Genomic DNA, 23,413 nt, shown 5'->3' with positions numbered 1-23,413 from the left:
TTGTAATTAAAAACGATGATAAGTTTACTTCTGCTCAAGCACTTCAAAGCCATTAATGGTGCGCTTATTGTGATCAAATGAAATGCCTACTTGATAAATGGGCAATTCTAGATGGGTAAATTTGGCTGCATAATTTTTGCTAACAATTTGCTGTACTGCCTTGGCTGCTAAGTTCTCGCCATGACTGACCTTAAACTCAAAAATAATCACCTTCTTGTAAGGGATGACAATTGACATATCAATACGACCTTCAGAGGTGTTATCTTCAAGCTTGACGTCATAGCCAAGTGCAGCGAAATAACTATAAATAATCGCGCAATAATAACCCTCATAGCGATTTAATGGTGTATTGACATAATAATCATAGGGAATACTACTGTAAAAACTCGCTATTGCTTTTTCAAACTGTTGCCAGTTATCTGTCAAAAGCGCATTGTTAATCGCAAGTTGATTCATAGTTGCATCTTCTTGAGTAATGCCAATCTTAGTCAGCTGTCTATTCAAAGCCGTTTTAACTTCAAAATTAGGATAGCCTAAGCGATACCAAAGATCTTGACCAAAATAAAATTGTTCCTTAACCGTCAAATAACCACTTTGCAGCATCAATGCAGCAATCGGCGTATTATTGACATCTATACTATTTAATGAGTCTGGTGTTGCTTTATAGTTCTCCAAATCAGGGATAATGTCACGACGCTGACTAATTAGCTTAACTAGAAAGCTCGGTGTGCCCGTTTCAAACCAATAGCTTTGATAGCGTGCACCATTGCTAAAGAACAATAAAATATCAAACGGATTATAAACTTTTTGTGCTTCAGTCCCATCAAAATTATAACCGTTGTACCATGTTTTGAGTTTAACAAGGTCAACATCCTTTAAATATTCTGCAAATGTGCTCTCTAGCTCATCTTGGGTATAACCACATAAGTCAGCAAACGGTGCACGAAAAGAAATATCTTCCAAGTTATTTAAACCACTAAATAAACTCACCTTGGAAAACTTAGATACGCCAGTTAAAAACACAAAGCGCAAACATGCATCATTGTCTTTGATGACACTATAAAGCCCTTTTAAAATCTCACGATTACGCAAGGCTTCCTCTGACTGAGTGATCACATCTAAAATTGGCTTGTCATATTCATCAACCAAGAGTACGACGCGCTTTTTTGTTTTTTGGAATAACGATTTAATTAATTGATCAAACTGCAGATCATAATGCTTACTGGTGTCCAACTCAAGCCCATAGTATTTGGCAGTATCTGATAACTCACGCAAAATCCATTGCAGCAACGACTCCTCTGAAAACACCGATTTAGAGCGCCCAAAGCTAAAGTGAATCACAGGGAAAGTCTTATCAAAATCCCATTTATCTTCGATGTACAAGCCTTTAAAAAGTGCCTTTTCACCCAAGAATAGTTGCTTTAACGTATCAATAGTTAAGCTTTTGCCAAAACGCCGTGGACGTGATAAAAAATAATACTTCCCCTTTGATGCAATCTCATAGATATGACGGGTTTTATCAACATAAAAAGTATTGCCATTTATCATCTCGGAAAGGCTCGAATAACCAATTGGCAAGTTTTTCATATGCATTACAACACTGAGTCTAAGTATCACTGCCACGAAGTCTAGCAAATATGTCTGTTGATAGAAATAGCGAAGTTACTGTAAGGCAGTATTTTGTCTAAACTTTGCTTTTTGCTGCTCTACGTTTTGAGATCATGTAACTTATTATTGTATTCTTTATAGGTAGTGATTTTCACCCGGGCCTTTCTTTTTGCAAATAGAAAGGTTCCCATAGTTCTCATCTCCGTAATTTACATCACCTGAGTCTAAACTTGTATCTAAAATATTATATTTTTTATTAGTATCATTTATACCCTGATTACTTTGGATATTACTCTTCTTTACAGGCTCTTCAGCACGATATTCATAAGTACTATTTTTATCTAGTCTAAAAGTCACACGTTTTAAATCCTTTGCCTCGTGATTTGCTTGGTTAACATCTCGATTACTCAATACTTTGTTATCTGAGTCACTCAATAATTCTTCATCATAAACAGTCACGACTTTGCGATCTTCAGAGCCTATAAGTTTTGTAAAGCTTGAATATACTTTACTGCTACCAATATATAATGAAGCAATATCAGCTATTAAAGATACTCCAGCTAACAGCGATGATACAATCATTGACGTCTTTGTGCTCGAAGTAATCTGCGAAACTACCGCTCCAGTCACCCCAAAAGTAATACCCAATATAGCAGTCCCGCAAGCGGATCCCATGCCAAGAGTTAGAAACTCTGCAATACCACCAACCACAGCTAGCACAACATTAGCAGCAAAGTTAAATACCCCCCAAGCACTATGCCCACTTGGGTCAAAATTCATCACTGGATTGTTATTGGCAAAAACATAGCCATTAATTCCACCCTTGCCAAAGGGGGAATAGCGAATATCATCCATCTGCATAAAGCGATGAAGTATTGGGTTATAGGCACGATAACCATTGCCTAAGAATTGATAGCCTGTTGCCTGATCCGTTCGTTGACCATCAAATCCTTGGGCATTTTTCACTTTAGCTGTTGATTGATCTAAGTCGTTATCAATACCATAAGGACTGTAAACATACTCATGACTTAACTGACTATTGGATGCTAAAGCCACTACTGAGCCTGCCTGGTCAGTGATATATAGATCAGCTTCATTACTATTGTTAAGGCTCCCTATCTTTTCCTCAGCAAATAAATAGCTTAACTGATTACCGCCACTGTCGGATTCAGCGAGCATCTGTGCTTGATCACCGGTTGAATAATAAAATTGTTGACTGGCTGTAACTTTACCTTGGTTATTAAATATCGTTTCAAGAGACTGATGATCTTCCACATCATATTGATACTGAACCTTTTGCTGGGTTTGCTGATGATCAAATTCAATCATCTCACCCAAGGCATCATAGCTTAATTGATTAGCATGGTCATCGCTTACAATTTCATTCTGAGCATTGTACTGAAGGGCTACCAATGACTCATTATAAGCACCCACCGAATTGCTATAGCCGGTTAACTTCAATGGTGTGTCATCCGCGTAGTTGTAGGTAACAATGTTTGTAGTGGGCTTTATTATTAACTGCTTAGCAGTTGTTGGCATATTGACTTTGGGTACACTTGCGCCAAAGCCAACCATTAACATTGAACACCAGCTAATGCTAATAATCGATCTTTTAAGCATATTAATCCTCTAAAACTTTAAAATTTACGACGGCATAAACTGAGACTTCTCTTGCTTGATATTATTAAATGGGTCAAACGTATAGCTTTGACTCTTAATGATATTGCCATATTGATCACGTGGACATAGGTTGACATTACCGCCAATACTTGCCGCATCATTCTGACAACTATAACTTTGAAGATTATTCATTGCATCATAAACATAGTTCTCCACACTCTTGCCGACGTTACCATTGATATGATCTTCACGTGTTTTTTGCTTTAAATTTCCATCATTGTAATAACTGAAGCTAAACTGATTTACCAAGCCACCTTTAAAATAATTATTGATTTGTGTTAACAATCCAAGATCATTAAAAGTGCTCGTTTGTTTAATATTACCACTATCACGTTCAATTAACTGACCCCAGTTATTATATTTAAAGTCAACTTCGGTGGTATTTCCCGCTTTAGTAAACTTCTCACTGACAATCTTCTTACCCATTGCGTCATAACTTAAGGCTGTCACCATACCAAATGGATCGGTTATCGTTTTGACTGAGCCATTATCATTGTATACATAGCTTAATGTCTTACCATCTGGATAGGTTTTCGTTTTTAAACTACCATCTTTATAGTAGCTATAGCTTATCGTCGTCGGATCATGCTTGATCTTAGCTGCGGCACCATATGACTTCGTTGCCGACATTAGCTCTTGGGTTGTTGAATCATATTGCCACGTTAAGGTTTGCTCAAGATTAGCCGGATCCTTACTATCGCAGCTTGCTGTGTTAACATAAACATCAGATTCAATCAGGTTATTAACATCATCATAACTATTACAAATGACTGCATGCTCACTGCTGCCAGCCGCACCATAAGGCAATACTTTTTCTATGACATTACCATTATCGTCATACTTACGACTAATCGTTATACCATTACCTGATTCTTGAATGAGGTTGTCATTAACATCATACTGACGTGCACCAAGCTCATATGGCGTACTATCATCATAAGATAACGATTTTGCTGTCGTATTATCAAACATATCATAGGCATAGCTCATCGTATACTTAGATACTGACTGCAATGTTTTGTCATTCACAACATCACTTGGATAACTTGAATGACTAGCAATCATATGTCCATAATGCGTTGTTTTTTGACCATTATCATCTTCGGTTGTATAGATAATATCATCATAATCATACGTGGTTACCACACCGTTATTATCCGTCGATTGCGTCAGGTTGCCAAAATTGTCATAAACACTACTATCTGTCGTCAACAAATGTGCTTTGGATGCAATCGCTGCTAACACATCCTCATTGACTAAACTCATATCACCATAATCACTAGCAACATATGAACCTGAATCTAGCTTATCTTTGGCTTTATCAAAAATCTCATTACTAAAGCTATAGCTAGCAATCTGTTGCGATTTGCTATTTGTTTGTGTGACGTTGACATTACTAATGTCATAGGCATCTTGACTATCTTGCGCATTTTTCGCATTTTCTGCATTTCTCGCCATGCTAAACTCAATTTTCAAACCACCATTGCCATCACCATAGTATGCTGTAATCGACTTAGTCCCATCGGGATTATCAACCTCCACCTGTCTGTTAGCACTATCGTATACATAGCTTGTGACATTGTTATTTATGTCAATGGATTTGAGCTTTTGTCCTTGCAGATTGCTATATGTCACACTGGTGATTCGCACTAAATCAGCAAAAGGATTATCTTTGTTTTGCGTGAGTGTGTCATTCTGCGGATTGTAGTTATCTCCTTCTTTGCTCACCTGTTGACCATTAAGCATGTAGCTTATTTTAAAGTGCTCCAAACCATTTGCTTCTCGCTTGATTTGTGCATTAATATCACTAGCACCTGGATCGATAAATGATGCAGGCAATTGATTGGGCTGTTGTGCCACCTGATAGAAATAGCTGATGGTACCATGATCAGGTACGTTCTCGGTCAATACACGCCCCAAAGCATCATAGGTATAAATTGTCTTATGACCTTGTGCATCTGTTTCCTGCATCACATTGCCATTACGAATATCCACCACTTTGGTTACCGTACCATCATCATTTTTAGTTTCTTTAATGGTGATCTCATTACCACTTGGCATATAATCCGTTGTCACGACACTTTGGTTACTTTGACCAGTCCCATTTACTGCTAACAATGACATCATAGCAGTGGGACTACTCTGACTCAGCGTTTGTTTCGTTATGCGTCCTTTATCATCTTGTGTGGTTGTTGTTATACGACTCATGTTATTATCGGCATTGGTTGCCGCTAAAGTTACGTCACTCTTACCATTGCTACCTGTTAAAACTGAAGTTTGGATATATTTTCCATCTGCACTTAAGGTATTTTGTGTACTAAAAGTCTGCCCTAAAGCATCACAATCATCATCAGTACAGGCAGCTAATACTTGTGATTGTGTCAAGCCATAATGCCCACTAAACGCCTTGTCATCAGCTAAGTCATACTGTGTGGTTTCTTTTGTTTGGTCTTGCCACTGTCCATTGATCATGACTGCACTGGTCACCGAGGTTGGTTGCGTGCTGTAATTATTACTATTTTGTGTGTAGCTTAATGCTTGCATTGACAATAATGCATTTTCTGAATTGACAGGATCTGCTTGATCAAGCTTACAACTGCTATTTGCCGGATCACAACTGGCAGAGATTTTCTTACTTGGCAGTTGATAATCAACCGGAAGCTGACGTACGAGCTCAGTACCTGCGTCCTTATAATTATCACTATCTTCACTAACAGCTAACCAACCACTTGTTGATGCGGCTGGAATGAGTTTTGTCTGCGTAGTCTGCAGATGCAAACTGTTATAGGTGTTAACTGTCTTTGATATTGGTTGACTCACCCCATCTTTAACACTCGATTGCACGACTTGCGTGGTATATGTAAAGCTTGCTAATGCACGTGAGCCACCGACGTCACAGCTTAACAATATATCACCACTAGGGTTTTGTAGACAACTTAATGGTGCACTTTGGATTTGTGGATAACCACTGAAATTATTCGTATCATCATTATTACCATGATAAATATACTGACTCTCAATATAGCTATCTTGATCAACACTGGCATAATCACGCACACTATCAACAGCAGAAATCATGTTCTGTCCAATCATATAAGGAATTTTGGTATAGAAAATTTCCTTAGCCGAACCATCTGGATAGCTAATCATTACTTTACTTTTATCACTGTCGTTATACGTCGTATTAATATCCGTGTGCAGAACACTTTTATCTGCTAACGCGGGATAACTTAGACGCGTCAGCGTATTACCAATATTAAGAACATAACTTCGATCAGCTGGCGCTGCGATAGTAATCGTTTGCTGTTGTCCATTTTGATATGTTAATTTTACTGCTGAATAGGCATTCTCAACGCCTACTAATCGCGCCTTATAAGGGGTGCCACCCTGTGAACAATCATAACTATAGGCAATAGAGTTACCATACCTATCCTGTTGCGCTAATAATAATCCCAATCTTGAGAAATATTTTACCGTGCCATCCAAAGCTTGGAAAATCCAACTATAACTGATCGTTGGCTTATCTTTCAAATCATTGAGAACAACGCTGCCCATCGACGCCCTTAAGCGCGCATCATTAAGCTGATAGTAACGCATGCCTGATAGATAATTGTGATCATTATCATATTGATATTGACCACCTTGTGCTAAGTGCAATTGGGTATTGCCCGCGGCATCCGTGTGCAGATAGTCAAGATTCCACTGCCAATCATCATTGAGATTAAAATAGGTATTATTATCCTGATCACTTTTATTAATTGCCAAGCTAATCCCCGTACTCTGAGAAACTCCTGGTAATTGCAAGATATTGATATTCAAAGATGCTTGTCCGGTGCGCTCATTGACATTAACGCCAATGTTTTTACTGAAGTTCACAGCATTGGATGCAACCTGAGTATCGCCATCAGCCACTGTGGTTAATGCCACATCTTGGGACTTCTTAGCTGGCTTTGCCGCCGCCTTGGTGGATGTATAATCAATACTGATCTGTGGTTTTGTAGTTGCCGCTTTGATCAGTTTATTGGCATGATTCAGCGATTGATAACCAACCGCTGTTTTCTCAACAAACTGCTTAGACGATGTTGCTACCGCTTGCTGTTGCTGCGCATAAACGCCACTGATCAATATATTGCTTACAACGATAAATAATATTTTTTTGTTCATTTTGGGTTCCTGTTGGTTTATTAAGACTTACATTATTTGTTTTTATATCTTTCTTGATTTTGTAGATGCCAAATTTTTACCATTTTGTACTGTTTGCTCTGATGAGTTATTACTGATAACCCATTGAAGGGTCTGAAGCACAAAAATATGAGCTAACCACCACTGGCACGCCTACAGTTGATAAAGTCATAAAAAAAACAAAAGAATTCTTACTTCCCAAATTTTTTAGAACTAATGAAGTAGAAGGAATATATCGCCACTGCTCTGTCGTAGTAGGTAAAACACCTTCAGGAAGGGGGTCATTTTTTCTATACACTTTATATTGTTTCCCAACGCCTTCTTCGTAGGGATTATGCACAATATAACTATCTACCACATAACCATCCCCCCTATATGGAGAAGTCACACCTGTTACCCGCTCTCTTGTTACATATTGGGCTGTTAAAGCCAATTTTTCTTCTTTACTTTTGTCATAAATGGCTAATTTCCCTAACACAATGCTTCCAGCATCGTCTACGGACTCATAAACACCTATACCTAACGAGAAAATACCAGATATTAAAAACGTTATATTAACCATATCTCCAAGTAGGCTTTCTGAATGATGATGAATATTTAATCCCAGAGTTCTAGCCAAGCCAGGTGCAGACATCGCCATCCCTCCGATGTCCAAGGTCAATAGCGATAATCCTGCCAAAATAACATTAAATGTATCCCAAACACTCCAATGCCCACTCGGATCAAAATTCATAATAGGATTATTATTAGCAAAGACATAGCCATTAATCCCACCCTTGCCAAAGGGTGAATAGCGAATATCATCCATCTGCATAAAGCGATGAAGTATTGGATTATACGCACGATAGCCATTGCCTAAGAATTGATAGCCTGTAGCATTGTCAGTTCGTTGTCCATCAAATCCCAATGCATTTTTTGCTTTAGCTGCTGATTGATCCAAATCACTATTAATACCATAAGGACTATAAACATATTCATGACTTAGCTGACTGTTGGATGCTAAAGCCACCACTGAGCCTGCTTGATCAGTGATATAAAGATCAGCTTCATCATTATTGTTAATGCTACCAATCTTCTCCTCAGCAAGTAAATAACTTAGATTATTACCATCACTATCAGACTCCGCAAGCATCTGTGCTTGATCACCCGTTGAGTAATAAAATTGTTGACTAGCTGTAACTTTATCTTGGTTATTAAATATCGTTTCAAGAGACTGGTGATCTTCAACATCATATTGATACTGAACCTCTTGATGGGTTTGCTGATTATTAAATTTAATCATCTCACCCAAGGCATCATAGCTTAACTTATTAGCATGATCATCCGTAACAATTTCATTTTGAGCATTGTACTGAAGTACTACCAATGACTCATTATAAGCACCCACCGAGTTGCTATAGCCTGTTAACTTCAATGGTGTGTCACCCGCGTAGTTGTAGGTAATCGTATTTTGCTGTGGGTTAACATCATCTACTCTAGCACTAGCATTTGCCGCAGAACCTACCTGATAAACCTCATTTAGTTCATTTAGTTTAGGTAAACTTGCGGCAAAGCTGCCCCCTAGCATGGAGCACAACCCTGTAAAAACAACAACTTTCTTATAAGACCCCATATTTATTCCTTATAGTATCGTATCGTTTAAATTCACGTGTTCCTCTGTGTAAATTATCCATGATCTTATTTTTTTGTCATTTTAAAAAATGTTGTGAAATTGTAACAAATCCAATCAGGCGATATATTTCCCTATCATCGCTATGTTGAGGGATTGATTAATAGCGCCTGCCAAAGATGTTAAATATTTGTAAAAAACAGCTCATATAAACACTGAAATTTAAACATTTTAGCCAAAGTTTTCTATCAAAGCTCTTATTGCAATAAGGCTAGCTTATTTAGTTATACGCTAATTAAGCAAATCCATATGAGATCTATCGGAATAGTTACCCTTGATAGCAGCAACCATGGGTTAAACATCAATCATAAAAGATAAAAACATGAAAAACAAAAACGGAGTTTACTATGATAAAAACATCTTTGAAATCACTTGTCGTATGTCTTGGTATATCTAGCACATTATTATTAAGTGCTTGTGGAGGAAGTGATGGTGGATCAAGCTCTCGGGTCAATCCTGCACCAACGCCAACGCCAACGCCAACACCTACGCCTACGCCAACACCGCCAACCCTTGAAGTAGCTGAGGCACAAACACTAGGTGATAGCGTATTACCTTATAATAGTAGCTATGACGCATCTTATTGGGTTTATCTTGCGCCTAATCAACATAACCTACAGGCTATTGGCAATGAACCAATCAAATACCAAGTAACGGTTACATCTGATAACGATGTCATTAGCGCCGAACACATGACATGTGATGATAGTCCAGCTGATACGATGACTGCCGGACAACGTTGCAAAATTGATATGACACTCTCAACACCTGTTGCAGCTATCAATGACGCGCAAGCCTTTAAAAAGCTTGAAACAAACAACCTCACATTTTCTTTGTCACAAACCGATCAAAAAGTGAGTCAATCGCTTAGCTATCTGGTCTCTGAAGTAACGCAACCTGCTGTTCTTTTTGTGTATAAATATAACTACGCATCCATCTTCAATACCACAGCAAGTAATGATCCATTATCCTCAAACAGTGACCTTACTTTTGATTATCTCCCTGAGGATATGAAGTATGCGCGATTAAAAAACAATAATGACATCATTGGCTTTGATAGCACAATGGATAAATTTACACTATCGCAACTTACCACAAAGCGCACAGAGAATACCAATGCTGAAATTATGGTTAGCAAACCACAACCTTTAGAAAGTGTTGGATTTCCAAATGACAATGTCTTTACAATATACAAAGCATCACAAGCCGCTATTGTCGATATGCATACCAAAGATAATGAAATCGCCTTCTTAGCATATTCACCAGACAACAATAAACAACTGTCTATTTATATTGCTAAAGTTGATGATCAAGCAAAGACATTAACCTTTGAGCGTAGTATACAAAATGCATTAAGTTCGCAAGGTAATGACAATATTGGGTTGTCATTTTTAGATGATGGTTATTTTGTTTTAAGCTATCGCTCAGCGATAGATAGCAAAACAGATAATGGATCATTATTAGCAACTGAGATTGCAGCAAGTGCCACCGATGGTAGTGCTGCAAAAACAATCACGCTGTTGAAAAAAGGTGACAAGATCCCAGGAACGGATCAAATAAGCTATGCTATTAGTGATTTTGATTATGTTAAGAGCAATAATAACAGCATTGTTTATGCCTATGTTGAGGATCAATCAACAAGCTCAGAAAGTCATACTTATGTCACTAATCTTTTAAGCTACTCCTTTGATAGTGCAGAACCAAAATATGCCTTTATCAAAATCGCTGATAATAAATCAACCCCACCAACACCTACGATCACTAAGCTTGCTGATGGCAATCGCTTCTTAGTAAGCTATGAGATGGCATCTGCCACCTATGCCAGTAAGCTTGCGCAGTACGCTAAGTATATTGATCTTTCAAACACAGCCACACCAATGTTTGATGCAATAACCGACAAGGAGGTTGGCATGGATGCGCAAGGCGCCAATATCAATGTTGAGCTATTAGCTCTTTAATGTAAACTACGCCAATCAAAATTTGGCGTATATTGACTAGCATAAGCACCTCCTGTGTACACTTCAGCACTGTTGTAAGTATCATCTACATCTTGTGCTGAATTGTAGTTTGTATTTGTTAACCCCTCCCCCCATACGCTCCATATAACCCAAGGGCTTGTTGACAATTGGTCACGACTATTTGCAGCAATGGGGACATGATAGGTTTCAGCCATCATTCGTGGCTTATTATATGTCTCAAGCTTTTTATAGAAGTGTTGTGGCGATGGCCATGTAACATAATCATCCACCGCAACAATATCAACATATTGGCTTCCTGGATAGTAATCACTAGGATTTTTAGTATAGCTATTAACCCATGCTAATGGTGCCCAAACAAAGATCAGATTATGCAAGCCACGCTGATTAACAAGATATTGATAAGTTAAACGCCATAACTTTTTATAGTCTTCAGGATTGCCTGCCCACCAAAATGGATTAGAGCTTATCTTGTTCATCTCATGATAAGGGCGAAATAATACTGGGACATTAAAGCGATTTAGGTAACTTAGTTGATCAGCCAAATAACTCAAATCACGTTGCCACGCGCGATACTCTGGCGTGTTGTCATGATCATCAACAACTTTAGCAAGAAAATCATTATCTTTAGCATTATGGCTATAGTTTGCCGGTAAGTTTTTTAGCAGTGTATTTTCAAAGCTTTTTTGTGGTGCGCCAGGATAAGGTTCGTGAAAAGAAAAACCAACCAATCCTGCGGCAGAGCCACCATTTGCTGGGTAATCAAACTGAGGCTCTGCACAACTGCTTGATTTACAATAAAATTTTGGATCAGCCTGCTGATTATAGTTATAGGAATAATCACTTGCTCGTGGATAGCCTTTCCATATATTCATTGCTAAATCAAGTGCATAATCGACATATTTCCAATTGTATATCCCTGATTGCCACGTTTGGTCATAGCTTCGTGGCTGAAACGCCCCCCAATCTGATTGATACCAACCAGGCCCCATATCCAACTCTAAAAATGCAGGCAGTTTTTTGCTTAGGCAATATGATTTATTGTAATAATATCCTGGATTATAAGATGTATTGTTAGCCTTCATCAATGCTGCTTGATCACCATAATTTGCGGCATTATATACTTCTTGCTGCAATTCCTCATGCTCACCAATCAATGTTTTATGATTACAACGAGGATCTCGTGCACAGTTTTCAAGCTGCACCAAAAAGTTATAAACTGTCTGCGTATTAGCTAATGCATTGTGATCTGCTAATATATTGGGAACTGTACCAGCAGCCATCGTAAAGCCATTGGCAAAAACCGCAGCAAGAGATAGGCTTATTAACGTTTTTTTAAGCATATGGGTTATACCTTTGTATTTTGACAAAAATCAACTTACTGAAAAGAAACTCTATTGTTATAACCATAGCTATCTACCAGAAAGCCCGCATGCATTAAAGGGAATGCCTTTTTACTAATATCCACATACTCATCATACTGCGCTACCGTTGGCTTATATGCGTCATTGGAATGATGTACAATATCGTAATTCCCACTCCATAATTGATCTTTTGTTACTTCAGTATCACCTGTATTAACATTGATAAACAATGGTTCATCATGATGATGGAAAATATTAGGATTATAGTTAACACCATCACTAAAGAGTGTGTTCGTTGATGACTCATCTTTATTATATTGCGTATCGATAATTGCTGACATAATGCCATTATTATAGGTATAAGGAGGGGTATTTGGAATAGCCATATTTGACGATACTCCAACTGTTTGATCAACCTGCACAGCAACACAGTCATAAAAATTATCACACTTAAATGGATTTGATACGGTGTTTACACTCATTTGAATATTTTTAGGGGTGACTAGAGCGGCTGTTTGCGTACAAATGGGTTTATTCGCACCGGAAATATAACAGGCTTCTATATTTGCTGTTGTTAATTGGCTCTGCTGATCATAAGCATATAGATAGAATTTCTTATAGTCATCACCGGGCTTTATATTAGTGGGATCATAATATATCGGCAACGATAGATTTTTTTGTAATTCTACCGCTATTTTATTAATTGGGTCACTGTTGTCGCCTTTGTTATAACTATATGAGATTCGACTTGCCATATCGTCATCGGTAATGACTGCCAGATTAAGCTGATCATTATTCTTAGACAAATCGTTATCAATTAAACCGCTTGGCTTGTCATTTTCAAGATGATAATAAAATACAATATGCTTATAGACATTATCTGTGGTTGAGATCTTATTCCCATCAAAATCCGTAAGCTGAACGCCTATTGGCGTCGCCTCAACGCCATTAGCATAAACACTATCAAGCTTACCAACTAATGATATACCTCCGACCTGAGTACCTGATGTATCTTCAGCAGTGTCTGGCTGCAGTCCAATATCTGTTTTAACTTCTTGATCTTTATCCATCTTGCTACGGTCATAGCCTTGAGCATCTAAATCTGATAAATAGGTATCTGCGTCAAAGTTATGATTATGCAAGCCAATAGTTACATGATCTTCTGAACTTTTAATAGAAATTACCCAAGAAAACGTATTTGGTGTGTAAAAGGTTTTGGCAAAACCATCAGAATCCCCCATATTGTAGCTAATCCCCTGCATACCCACATTCAATTGATTGGTTAATGGCGCATTACCCGCCCAGCGATAACTACTATAGCCATTATTTGGATAGACATGGTGCATTACATCATCAATCGAATAGGTAAAATCAGTATCTGCATAAGGGCCCATCCAATAGGATCCACCCAAAAATGTAATACGATATAAGTTATTTGCAGAATTTGTTGGATCAGCACCGATATACTCAGCTTTGTACTGTGGCAGATCACCTTTTGAATCATTATTAAAGGCGCAGGAATAATTACTATTCCATGCACCATTTTTGTCTAATTGATTGTACTGCTCATCATCAGGATTATTTAAGCCTGTCACTGACGGGCAATTTGGCCAGTTGTAATAACCTTGCTTATCACTAGCGCGAGTTGGAGTATTGCGGATATATATTTTAAAATCTTGATTTTCATTTTTAGAATTTAAATACCCACTGCTCCAACCGTCTGACGCAACTCGTTGATTACCAACATAGATTAATGAGTGAGATTTTTTCTTGCTTTGTATGCTAGCTGAGTAACTTGCCTGATTAACCTTTTCAGCTATCTCTCCTTGCTCTAAATGCAAAATGATGCTCTCACTCAACTCATTGGAGTTAATACTAAAACCTGCAGCTCTTTCTCCAACAGGTTGTTGTGATGATTTGTCATCATACGGAACATAAAATCTAATTGAAGAAGATGCAAAGGGGTATATAGTAACTTGATTATAATTAGAAAATCCACTGATTCCATTAGACTTAGAATCATCCGCCTGAACTGTTATTGGCTGATCCGTATAGTTATAAAAATACACTTTATGGGTATATGCACTGGCAATACTTGCCGCACCCAAAAGCATTATACAACTTATTAATAATTGATGTAACTTCATTTCAAACCTCATATATTTGATTTAAACATATTCAACAAACGAAGATATAATAAACCAGTGTTGTGAGCGTTTTTACTGATAAAATGTTGTGAAATTGTAACAACTAGCGCTAAGTATTTTTATCCGTATAAATCGTCAGGGTATCGCCTGCTTTAATTTCAATACCATGATCATTCAAGAGAATATGGTTTCTATCACTTACATTAAGGGAAAAAGACTTCTTACTCACTTTCAAATGGCTATCGCCAACAGCAAGCTGAAGCTCATTTGCTTTGATGATTAAATTACTTAGCTCCAGCACGCTTTTGCCATTGTGATCCACACTAAATGAGTATGTGTGTTGACCACTCAAGATACCATGCATAGGATCCGTATGTTTAGGTTTATCCATCTGACATTTTTTTCCCCAGACACATGCCGTCGATCAATTTTATTTGCTTCACCTATACGCTTTTGAAACAATTCAATCATCATATTATCAGCATCACTGCTAGCTTGATTTGCTTTCACTCATAACCACCAACATCTAAAAAGCATTAAAAGATTAGAAGATTTCAGTTTAAATGAGAAACTAAGCAATTACAGCTTCTTTTTGTAAAAACTCAATCAACAATTAGAACACTCAAATCATTTCACTCAAGCACTCAAACTCTTAAAATGACCATGTTTTCATCAACTTGATAAATATTCTCTTTTTTTAAATAAAAGCTATTGACTAGCAAACGTATCGCCTATAGAATCCCCTCTCGTTAAGGCATTCCCCGATAGCTCAGTCGGTAGAGCAAGTGACTGTTAATCACTGGGTCGGCGGTTCAAGTCCGTCTCGGGGAGCCATCTAGAATAAATTCCCATATTTTGAAAATACACGAAGCATCGAATCGCTTTATTCCTTTCTTCCCTTAATAAAAATCAGCATACGTTTATCTGTCAATTAAAGTTTTATAAAATTACATTCTTGATTTAAATTAAGTTAAAAGATTAAAAGGCACCTAGAAGTGGCCAATAGAGTGCCATTGCTAATGTAATAACAATAATACCAGCTAATTTAAGCCCAACACCCCATGCCATTGCCTGATGAATTTTGACATGATCTGACTGTACAACAAGCGCCATTGCTGGCGTGCTCACAGGTAACATAAAGGTTAATCCAGCACTTGTCGCAATCGCAATAGTTACCACACGTGGATCGATGCCATACTCGACCGCTAAAGCTAAGCCAATCGGTAATAGGACAGCTACTGAAGCCGCATTACTCATAATCTCTGTTAATATCGCTGCCAATACCACAAGCAAGATGAGAATAACTAAAGGTGATTCAATGCCTAAGCGCATCATCATTTGCACCATTTCTGCAGCAGCTCCTGTGTTACGTAAGGCAACACTTAAAGCAATCGCACTACCATACATCAAGACAATGCCCCATTGCACATCTTTTTCAACTTCTTTCCAATTAGTAATACGCAAACTAAATGCAATAATCACACCCAAAAAGGCAATCCAATCTAAACCCCAAGCCGTGCCATAACACACCCATAATAGAACCGTAAATAATACGACAATCAGCGTTAAAATCTCGCGCCTTGTGATTTTGCCAATTTGCTTTTTATGTGCCATTAATGTCTCACGCGCTAATTGAATATTAGCACCTGTGTTATGTGCTGCAATCAAGACACAAACACTTGCTAATGCCAACATAATAAGCACAATCGGGATCACCCAAATACTCCATTGAATAAAGCCAATATGGCTGGCATGCGCGAATTGCGCGTTATTGGCAAAGGTATCTTGCAATATTCCTAGTGCTAATGGCGCACGCGCACCTCCCAATAAGGTAGCGGTTCCGCCAATCATCGCACCCCACGCCATTGCCATATAAGCAGCAAAGGCAAAGCGGCTTTTCTTTCTTACATTTGCAGCCGTTACAATTTCAAGCACAATAGGTAATAGCATTGCCGCGACCGCATGTTCACTAATAAAAAATGCCATAATACTTGCTAGCACAAAGATCGACATACACAATCTTTTTGAGCCTGTACCAAACTTAGCAATGATCGTAATTGCAAAGCGTTTGCTTAGTCCTGAGCGCATTACTGGACTTGCTAAAATAAAAGCACCTAAGACAAAAAAAATCGCTGAGTTTCCAAAGTAACTATAAACATCTTGTGAAAATATATCGCCTGACATTGGCAGCAAAAACAATACAATAATGCCTGTGACTGCCAACGGGAAAATATTGCTAATCCATAAAAAAGCAGCCACACAAAACACCGCAAATGCATGTTTGCCAGCTTCACTAAAATGTCCAACTGGCAGATAAAGTGCCACAAAATAGATCACAACAGCAGCTAAAACACACAAGAAAATGCTTGGGATAGTGGGTAATTCCATTTCTTTTTGATGCATAGCCTGATACTCATAAACCACTGTCTATAAACAGTAGTTGAGCAAGGGATTTTTTTCCAGCGCTTTTCATGAATTTCTAATTAACGTCATCGTAGGGGCGTATCGCACACGCCCCTTTACAATGTCTATATATCAAAAGATAAACTTCATCATTAAACCAGCATCCACCGTATTATTCTCTGGTTCATACCATCCTTTCCGCGTAGCACCATCGGCTGTTTCAGAAGTTTGAATTTTCCAATATTTAATATATGGCCCAATAAGCCATGCCCAACTTCCTTGATCACGACCCAAAAGCAAATAACCATTAGCACCCCAGCCCTCTCGCTGCTGATTGGTAACTCCGCCATCAATCCCAGAGTATTGTATCCCATGGATCAATCCATCAAACTCAAGACGTGATTGCATAATGAGTTTATTCTTATGCCATGAGATATCAGCACCTATTGGGATATAAAAATAATTTGAAATACGCAGATATCCCGCTGAGTTATTACTTGAATCATTATTCAGATAACGATAGCCCAAACCAATATAAGGGGTAAGCTTTAACCCTGATTTTTGCCATGAAAAAACATAACCCACCTTTGGTGAAATACCTAAGATATAGCTATTATCATTGTCCATCTGGAAGGGCTGACCATCAAGAAGACGCCCATCATATTTGCCATTGATAAAACCCAACTGTCCATCAACAATCAAGGTCACTTTATTGCGATCAATATACTGATAACTGCCATCCAAACCAAAACTTGGCCCTTTGATGCTCATGAGCCCCGGTTCACGATAGCTATAGTATCCAGCCATTGGTGAGATTGAAAACAAAGAGCAACCTGCTTTATCAATACCACACGTTGCATTTGCATTTATCGTTGTTAATAAAATCGCTGAAAAACCCACTATCCTTTTTATCATCGGCATTCTCCCTAGTTAATGAACTTATACACCCATCACAAACCACTTTACAATCAAACACCGCAAAATGATTTACGATGGTTATAAACTGTAGTCTAAATGAGATTTTAACTTTTGCACACGAAAACATGCCCACAAATCCGCTAAGGCTTCATTAAAGTTATCATTAATGATGACATAGTCATATTCATTAGCATGTGACGCCTCGTTTTGTGCATCTTGCATGCGCCTTCCAATAACCTCTTGTGAATCCTGCCCTCGTTTGACTAAGCGTTCGTGCAAAGCGTTCAAGTTTGGCGGCAATATAAAAATACTAACACAATTATTTTTAAAGATTTCTCTGGCTTGCCTTGCGCCTTGCCAATCAATCTCTAAGATTACATCTAAACCTTTCTGTGTTAGTGCATCAACAGATGCTTTGGATGTTCCATAATAATGATCAAACACCTTAGCATATTCGATAAAGTTATCTTGAGTGACCATTTTTTCAAATACTTCATGACTGACAAAGTGATAATGCTGCCCATTGACTTCTTGTGGTCGTGGCGTGCGTGTTGTATGTGACACACTAACCGCAACATCATTATTCTTCTCGATAAAAGCTCTTAAGAGTGATGTTTTACCTGCTCCTGAAGGGGCAGAAACAATATAAACCGTACCTAGCTTATTCATTATATTAATTGTCCAATAGTTCATTCACAGCGTTTGCACTAAGCATCAACTGCACATGTTCCATAAACTTTTTACCCAACAACTTATCGCGAGTTGCTAACTCAAAGTTGGCAATCAAGAATCCAAGCTTATCACCACAATCATAACGCGTGCCTTCAAAATTATGTGCAACAAGTCGCTGTCTCTCAATCAATTTGGCAATCGCATCAGTTAGTTGGATCTCGCCACCGGCACCTTTAGGGATTGTTTCAAGGTAATCAAAAATCTCCCCTGGCAATATATATCGACCAACGACGGCATTAGTTGACGGCGCTTTCTCAGGTAAGGGCTTTTCAACAATCGCTTCAATACTCTGATCTGCTCGCGTTTTAACGATCCCATAAGAGCCTGTATCTTTCTTTGGTACATTTTGTACCGCGATTACACCGCATTTTTGATAATAATATTGATTCATCATTTGTGATAAAGCACCTTTGCCATCAACATTATCAATTAAGTCATCAGCTAATAAGACAGCAAAGGGCTCATTGCCAATTAAGGGTTTCGCACATAAAACCGCATGTCCTAACCCCAGTGCTTCTTTTTGTCTGACATAGGCACAGTTAACACCCGCAGGTAAAATATTACGCACTGTTTCCAATAGTTCAAGTTTGCCTTTTTGCTCAAGATTATATTCAAGCTCAAAGTTCTTATCAAAATGATCCTCTATCGCGCGCTTATGTGTGCTTGTCACAAAGATAAGTTCTTTAATTCCTGCTTCAATCGCTTCTTCAACTGCATATTGAATCAAGGGTTTATCAACCACGGTTAACATTTCTTTTGGTGATGCTTTCGTTGCTGGTAAAAAACGCGTGCCTAATCCGGCAACTGGAAATACCGCTTTTGTAATCTTCATTTGTTTACTCCTATGTTTAACCACCAATTGCTTTAACTTTATCGTTAATCCATTGATAGCAGTATTCATTTAGCTCATCAACACCCAAATCACTCGGTGAAACAGCTTGCCCAAAAGACAGCGTCACGATACCTGGCTTGATCAAACCTGCCTTATTCGGCCAGAACTTACCTGAATTATGCGCCACGGGCACAACCATCGCTCCACTGGATTTGGCTAATGTAATTGCCGTTTTATGGAACTTAGGATATTGCCCAACAGGTACACGTGTCCCTTCTGGAAAAATCACGATACTTAAACCTGATCTTAAGCGCTCTTTACCCATCTGTAATACTTTCTTAAAGGACTTTAGGCTTTGCTTGCGATCAATAGGAATGCTATCAACAGCTTTTAAACCTTGTCCAAACACAGGGATCCTTAGAAGCTCTTCTTTTAACACAAAACACACATTGTTTAGCAAGCCATGAAATACCACAGTTTCCCATGAAGATTGGTGTTTACATACATAAACACAAGGCTCTTTTAAAAGGTTCTCACGACCTTCCGTTCTAACGCGTAACCATAAAAAAATGATCAAACCCCAGCGTGCTAATATTGACCACACTTTTGCGGGAATTAAACGTACTCCAATCGGCAACTTTAATACACCAAGAATCACTGTCAATGTCGCTAGAATAATTGTTAATATTGCAATATAAACAACAAAGACAACTTGTCTTATCCATAACACACCATACCACAAACCTTTTATCAGATTCATATCACAGCCTCCACAAACTGCTGTAAATTATCAAACACCATTACATCCTCTAGTTCACTTTGATGCTTTGCTAACGTTCTTAAGCCCTTACCAGTTTTAACCAAAATTGGTGTGCAATTCGCTTTTCTTGCCGCTTGAATATCTTTAAAACTATCACCGACAAAAAAAACCATAGGACTCAATATAATATTAAGTTTCACACTGATCTCTTCAAGCATCCCTGTTTGCGGCTTGCGACAGACACAATCCATATCCGGCGTATGCGGACAATAGGCAATATGCTTAATGGCATCTTTATCTTCAGCTAACAGGTTATATAACTTATCATGCATACTCATCAGTGCTTTAAGATCGAAAAGTCCACGAGCAATACCTGATTGATTGGTTGCTATTGCCACAGGGATATTTTTTGCTTTAAGCTCAATAATCGCCTCAATACTTCCAGAAATAGGCTGCCACTCATCCGCTGATTTTATATAATCATCCGAATCTTCATTAATGACACCATCTCGATCAAGAATCACAAGTTTTGGTGCTATCGTTTTTATCTGTTTTGTCATACAAAGTATCAATTATTTAATAAGATACTGACGTTTGCCTTTCACATCACGCCATTGATCTGCATCCTCAGGTGGATCACACTTCTCTGTGATATTATCCCACTCCTGTGACAACTCACGATTAAGCTCAACAAATTCTAACTGATCTTCTGGCAGCTCATCCTCTGAATAAATCGCATTGACAGGACATTCTGGTTCACACAACGCGCAATCAATACACTCATCAGGGTTAATTACCAACATATTTTCACCTTCGTAAAAACAATCTACTGGACAAACCTCAACACAGTCACCAAGTTTACATTTAATACAACTTTCTGTTACCACAAATGGCATATACCCACACCTTTTTTAGCTTCTTAAAAACGTCAATATTTTAACACTTACCCAAGGTTTTAAAAGATTTAATTAACATTCACCCCTGCAACTTCTGTAAGACATCAGCAAGCTCTTTTGAAATGACAAATTTATTACGCACCAATAAATTAATCGTCTCTGCTTCAAATTGACTTAGAAACCAAAACTTAGTGCCAAATTCATACACGGCATTTGCATGCAAATATCTACCATGCATACCTTTTTGAAACTCCCATTTTAATTGATGATTTGGCGGCATTTTCACAACAATCCTTTGTTTTTGTACATCATATACCGCACAGAGCTCAGCATTTAATAATTTCATCTGTATCTGGTAATCTCTTACTTGTGCTGGTTTTTGCTGTTGGACTTCCTCAGTAACACGATGATTTTTTACTACTTGTGCTTTTTGCAATTGTTGTTGCAACATATAGTTTTGTTCTTTTAGCAATGTTTGCTCTTGCATCAACTGCTCAAACCTTGTTTTATAACCATAATAACTAACCTCAAGATGATCATTCTTTTGACGTAATTTTCTTATTTCATGCTCATATTTGTGTACTTTAGATCTAATCTCTTGATCGATATAATCTTGCAACTTTTCCTTAAGGTTAATGGCAACCTCTTTATGCTCATGTAAGGCACAAGATAATAACACCTTATCAATTACAGAGCCTAAACCTAGCACCGTTTTTTCAGGAGATTGTACAGATTCTTCCTTTGCAGCTTTTTCCGCTTTTGTTGCATCTTCTTTATATAAAAGCACTTTATCTGCCACATCAAAAAAAGAATAATGCTTATCAAGCAACTTACGCACTTTAGCAATCGTGATTTCTTGACCATCACGCTTTAGCATGTAACAAGCTTCATTGACTTGATATTGACTTAGCATACATTACCCTAGATCATTTCATCATGACGTTTTGTTAATATTTCAACACCATTTTCAGTCACTGCTAGCGTATGCTCCCATTGCGCCGATAAGCTTTTATCTTTAGTTACAGCCGTCCAACCATCACGCAATACCGTTACTTGTTTTTTGCCTGCATTAATCATTGGCTCAATCGTAAATGTCATGCCTGGTTGTAAAACAGTTTGCAAAGACTTATGCTCATGTGTTTGTTTTGAAACATAATGCAATACTTGAGGCTCCTCATGAAAACCTTGGCCAATACCATGCCCGCAAAACATTTCGACCACAGAGAAGTTGTGTGACTTAGCGTGCTTCTCAATCGCTTGTGCAATGTCATGTAAGCGATTACCTGGTTTAACCTGCTCAATTCCTTTAACAAGACACTCATAAGTCACATCTGTTAAGCGCTGAGCAAGTATTGATGCTTTTTCGCGTCCACCAACAAAAAACATCTTACTAGTATCACCATGAAAGCCATCTTTAATAACCGTCACATCAATATTAACAATATCACCGGCTTTAAGCTTCTTTTCTGAAGGAATGCCATGACACACGACATGATTAATTGATATACATACTGATTTTGGAAATCCTCGGTAATTCAAACAAGCTGGAATAGCTTCTTGCTTATCAATGATATAGCCATGGCATATTTTATCAAGTTCTGCCGTTGTCACACCGGGCACAACATATGGCTCAATCATTTCTAGCACTTCAGCCGCCAAACGACCTGCTACACGCATTTTCTCAATTTGTTCAGGTGTTTTTAAAATTATATTAGTCATGAATTAAGTTACATTATCTTTAACGTAATGTCATATTGTACATGCATTGGTTGTTGCATTTCAATCTAAAGCCAAAAACTAGCATTAATTTTATTGTCTTTAGCGAAATGGAGGATTGAAAGCACTGCTTTTAACGACTTTGAAGCCAGCGGATACTTTCTCCCGAGCGTTGATTCAAAGTCCGGAATGATCACCATGGAAGGTTTTACTATAAATCGTATACCACAAAGCAAAAAGGCACCGAATAGGTGCCTTTCTAAATAAAAAACCTGATGATGTTCTACTTTCACATGGCGAATGCCACACTATCATCGACGCTAACTGTTTTCACTTCTGAGTTCGGAATGGAATCAGGTGGTTCACAGTCGCTATTTTCATCAGGTAACTGTCAAGCTGAAAGCTCTAACAATCTATCATAGAGTAATAACCAAGTCTCTCGGGCAATTAGTACTGGTTAGCTTCATACATTACTGCACTTCTACAGCCAGCCTATCAACGTCGTAGTCTTCAACAACCCTTCTAGGGGA

General features: G+C 38.1%; 17 protein-coding genes, 1 tRNA gene and 2 rRNA genes. 2 read left to right on the top strand and 18 right to left on the bottom strand.

The genetic code is table 11. The annotated features are described in order from the left end of the window. Positions 1-24: 24 nt before the first annotated feature. From IE867_RS11850 to IE867_RS11835, 4 genes are all read right to left on the bottom strand, one after another. Positions 25-1,587, bottom strand: a complete 1,563-nt coding sequence (locus tag IE867_RS11850; protein ID WP_192484929.1) for an ATP-binding protein — start codon at positions 1,585-1,587, stop codon at positions 25-27. Positions 1,588-1,743: 156 nt separating this feature from the next. Next, the gene (locus tag IE867_RS11845) at positions 1,744-3,228 is read right to left on the bottom strand and encodes an RHS repeat-associated core domain-containing protein (protein ID WP_192484928.1); all 1,485 of its coding nucleotides are present in this window, start codon (positions 3,226-3,228) and stop codon (positions 1,744-1,746) included. Between the two features lie 24 nt (positions 3,229-3,252). After that, positions 3,253-7,452, bottom strand: a complete 4,200-nt coding sequence (locus IE867_RS11840) for an RHS repeat domain-containing protein (RefSeq protein WP_192484927.1) — start codon at positions 7,450-7,452, stop codon at positions 3,253-3,255. Between the two features lie 109 nt (positions 7,453-7,561). Beyond that, positions 7,562-9,082: an RHS repeat-associated core domain-containing protein gene (locus IE867_RS11835; protein ID WP_192484926.1), complete on the bottom strand. Its 1,521-nt coding sequence runs from the start codon at positions 9,080-9,082 to the stop codon at positions 7,562-7,564. Between the two features lie 404 nt (positions 9,083-9,486). Between IE867_RS11835 and IE867_RS11830 the strand changes: the two genes are divergently transcribed. Continuing rightward, positions 9,487-11,097, top strand: a complete 1,611-nt coding sequence (locus IE867_RS11830; RefSeq protein WP_192484925.1) for a hypothetical protein — start codon at positions 9,487-9,489, stop codon at positions 11,095-11,097. On the opposite strand, the gene IE867_RS11825 is transcribed toward IE867_RS11830, so the two are convergent. The 3 genes from IE867_RS11825 to IE867_RS11815 all read right to left on the bottom strand — a co-directional run bounded on the left by IE867_RS11825 (position 11,094) and on the right by IE867_RS11815 (position 15,017). Continuing rightward, a complete protein-coding gene (locus IE867_RS11825) occupies positions 11,094-12,458 on the bottom strand; it encodes a glycoside hydrolase family 26 protein (RefSeq protein WP_192484924.1) in 1,365 nt (454 codons plus the stop codon). The genes IE867_RS11830 and IE867_RS11825 overlap by 4 nt on opposite strands. Before the next feature lie 35 nt (positions 12,459-12,493). Beyond that, positions 12,494-14,626: a hypothetical protein gene (locus IE867_RS11820; RefSeq protein ID WP_192484923.1), complete on the bottom strand. Its 2,133-nt coding sequence runs from the start codon at positions 14,624-14,626 to the stop codon at positions 12,494-12,496. 109 nt (positions 14,627-14,735) lie between these two features. After that, positions 14,736-15,017, bottom strand: a complete 282-nt coding sequence (locus IE867_RS11815; protein ID WP_192484922.1) for a hypothetical protein — start codon at positions 15,015-15,017, stop codon at positions 14,736-14,738. Positions 15,018-15,384: 367 nt separating this feature from the next. Between IE867_RS11815 and IE867_RS11810 the strand changes: the two genes are divergently transcribed. Further along, positions 15,385-15,460: transfer RNA gene (locus IE867_RS11810), tRNA-Asn, on the top strand. Between the two features lie 144 nt (positions 15,461-15,604). Here IE867_RS11810 and IE867_RS11805 read toward each other — a convergent pair. The 11 genes from IE867_RS11805 to IE867_RS11755 all read right to left on the bottom strand — a co-directional run. After that, positions 15,605-17,029 carry an SLC13 family permease gene (locus IE867_RS11805; RefSeq protein ID WP_192484921.1) on the bottom strand — a complete coding sequence of 475 codons (1,425 nt, stop codon included), beginning with the start codon at positions 17,027-17,029 and terminating at the stop codon, positions 15,605-15,607. Positions 17,030-17,161: 132 nt separating this feature from the next. Continuing rightward, a complete protein-coding gene (locus IE867_RS11800; protein ID WP_192484920.1) occupies positions 17,162-17,944 on the bottom strand; it encodes a hypothetical protein in 783 nt (260 codons plus the stop codon). Positions 17,945-18,025: 81 nt separating this feature from the next. Further along, complete coding sequence (gmk, locus tag IE867_RS11795; protein ID WP_192484919.1) at positions 18,026-18,616, bottom strand: guanylate kinase; 591 nt, start codon at positions 18,614-18,616, stop codon at positions 18,026-18,028. 4 nt (positions 18,617-18,620) lie between these two features. After that, positions 18,621-19,511 carry a UTP--glucose-1-phosphate uridylyltransferase GalU gene (gene galU, locus IE867_RS11790; RefSeq protein ID WP_192484918.1) on the bottom strand — a complete coding sequence of 297 codons (891 nt, stop codon included), beginning with the start codon at positions 19,509-19,511 and terminating at the stop codon, positions 18,621-18,623. A gap of 16 nt (positions 19,512-19,527) precedes the next feature. Then, positions 19,528-20,271: a lysophospholipid acyltransferase family protein gene (locus IE867_RS11785; RefSeq protein ID WP_192484917.1), complete on the bottom strand. Its 744-nt coding sequence runs from the start codon at positions 20,269-20,271 to the stop codon at positions 19,528-19,530. Beyond that, positions 20,268-20,831 (bottom strand): D-glycero-beta-D-manno-heptose 1,7-bisphosphate 7-phosphatase, encoded by a 564-nt coding sequence (gene gmhB / locus IE867_RS11780; protein ID WP_192484916.1) that lies wholly within the window; start codon positions 20,829-20,831, stop codon positions 20,268-20,270. Before gmhB ends, IE867_RS11785 begins: the two co-directional genes overlap by 4 nt. Positions 20,832-20,843: 12 nt before the next feature. Then, a complete protein-coding gene (fdxA, locus tag IE867_RS11775) occupies positions 20,844-21,167 on the bottom strand; it encodes a ferredoxin FdxA (protein WP_192484915.1) in 324 nt (107 codons plus the stop codon). Between the two features lie 79 nt (positions 21,168-21,246). Continuing rightward, positions 21,247-22,080, bottom strand: coding sequence for a hypothetical protein (locus IE867_RS11770; protein ID WP_192484914.1), 834 nt, complete (start codon positions 22,078-22,080; stop codon positions 21,247-21,249). An 8-nt stretch (positions 22,081-22,088) separates the two neighbouring features. Further along, complete coding sequence (gene map / locus IE867_RS11765; protein WP_192484913.1) at positions 22,089-22,886, bottom strand: type I methionyl aminopeptidase; 798 nt, start codon at positions 22,884-22,886, stop codon at positions 22,089-22,091. A gap of 267 nt (positions 22,887-23,153) precedes the next feature. Continuing rightward, positions 23,154-23,268 (bottom strand): 5S ribosomal RNA (gene rrf, locus IE867_RS11760). 41 nt (positions 23,269-23,309) lie between these two features. After that, positions 23,310-23,413 (bottom strand): 23S ribosomal RNA (locus IE867_RS11755); the annotation flags it as partial.

The sequence above is a fragment of the Cysteiniphilum marinum genome (genome assembly GCF_014857925.1).
In the GTDB taxonomy this organism is placed as follows: Bacteria; Pseudomonadota; Gammaproteobacteria; order Francisellales; family Francisellaceae; genus Caedibacter; species Caedibacter marinus.
Note: the sequence above shows the minus strand (reverse complement) of the source record. Positions and strands in the feature narration are given on the sequence as shown.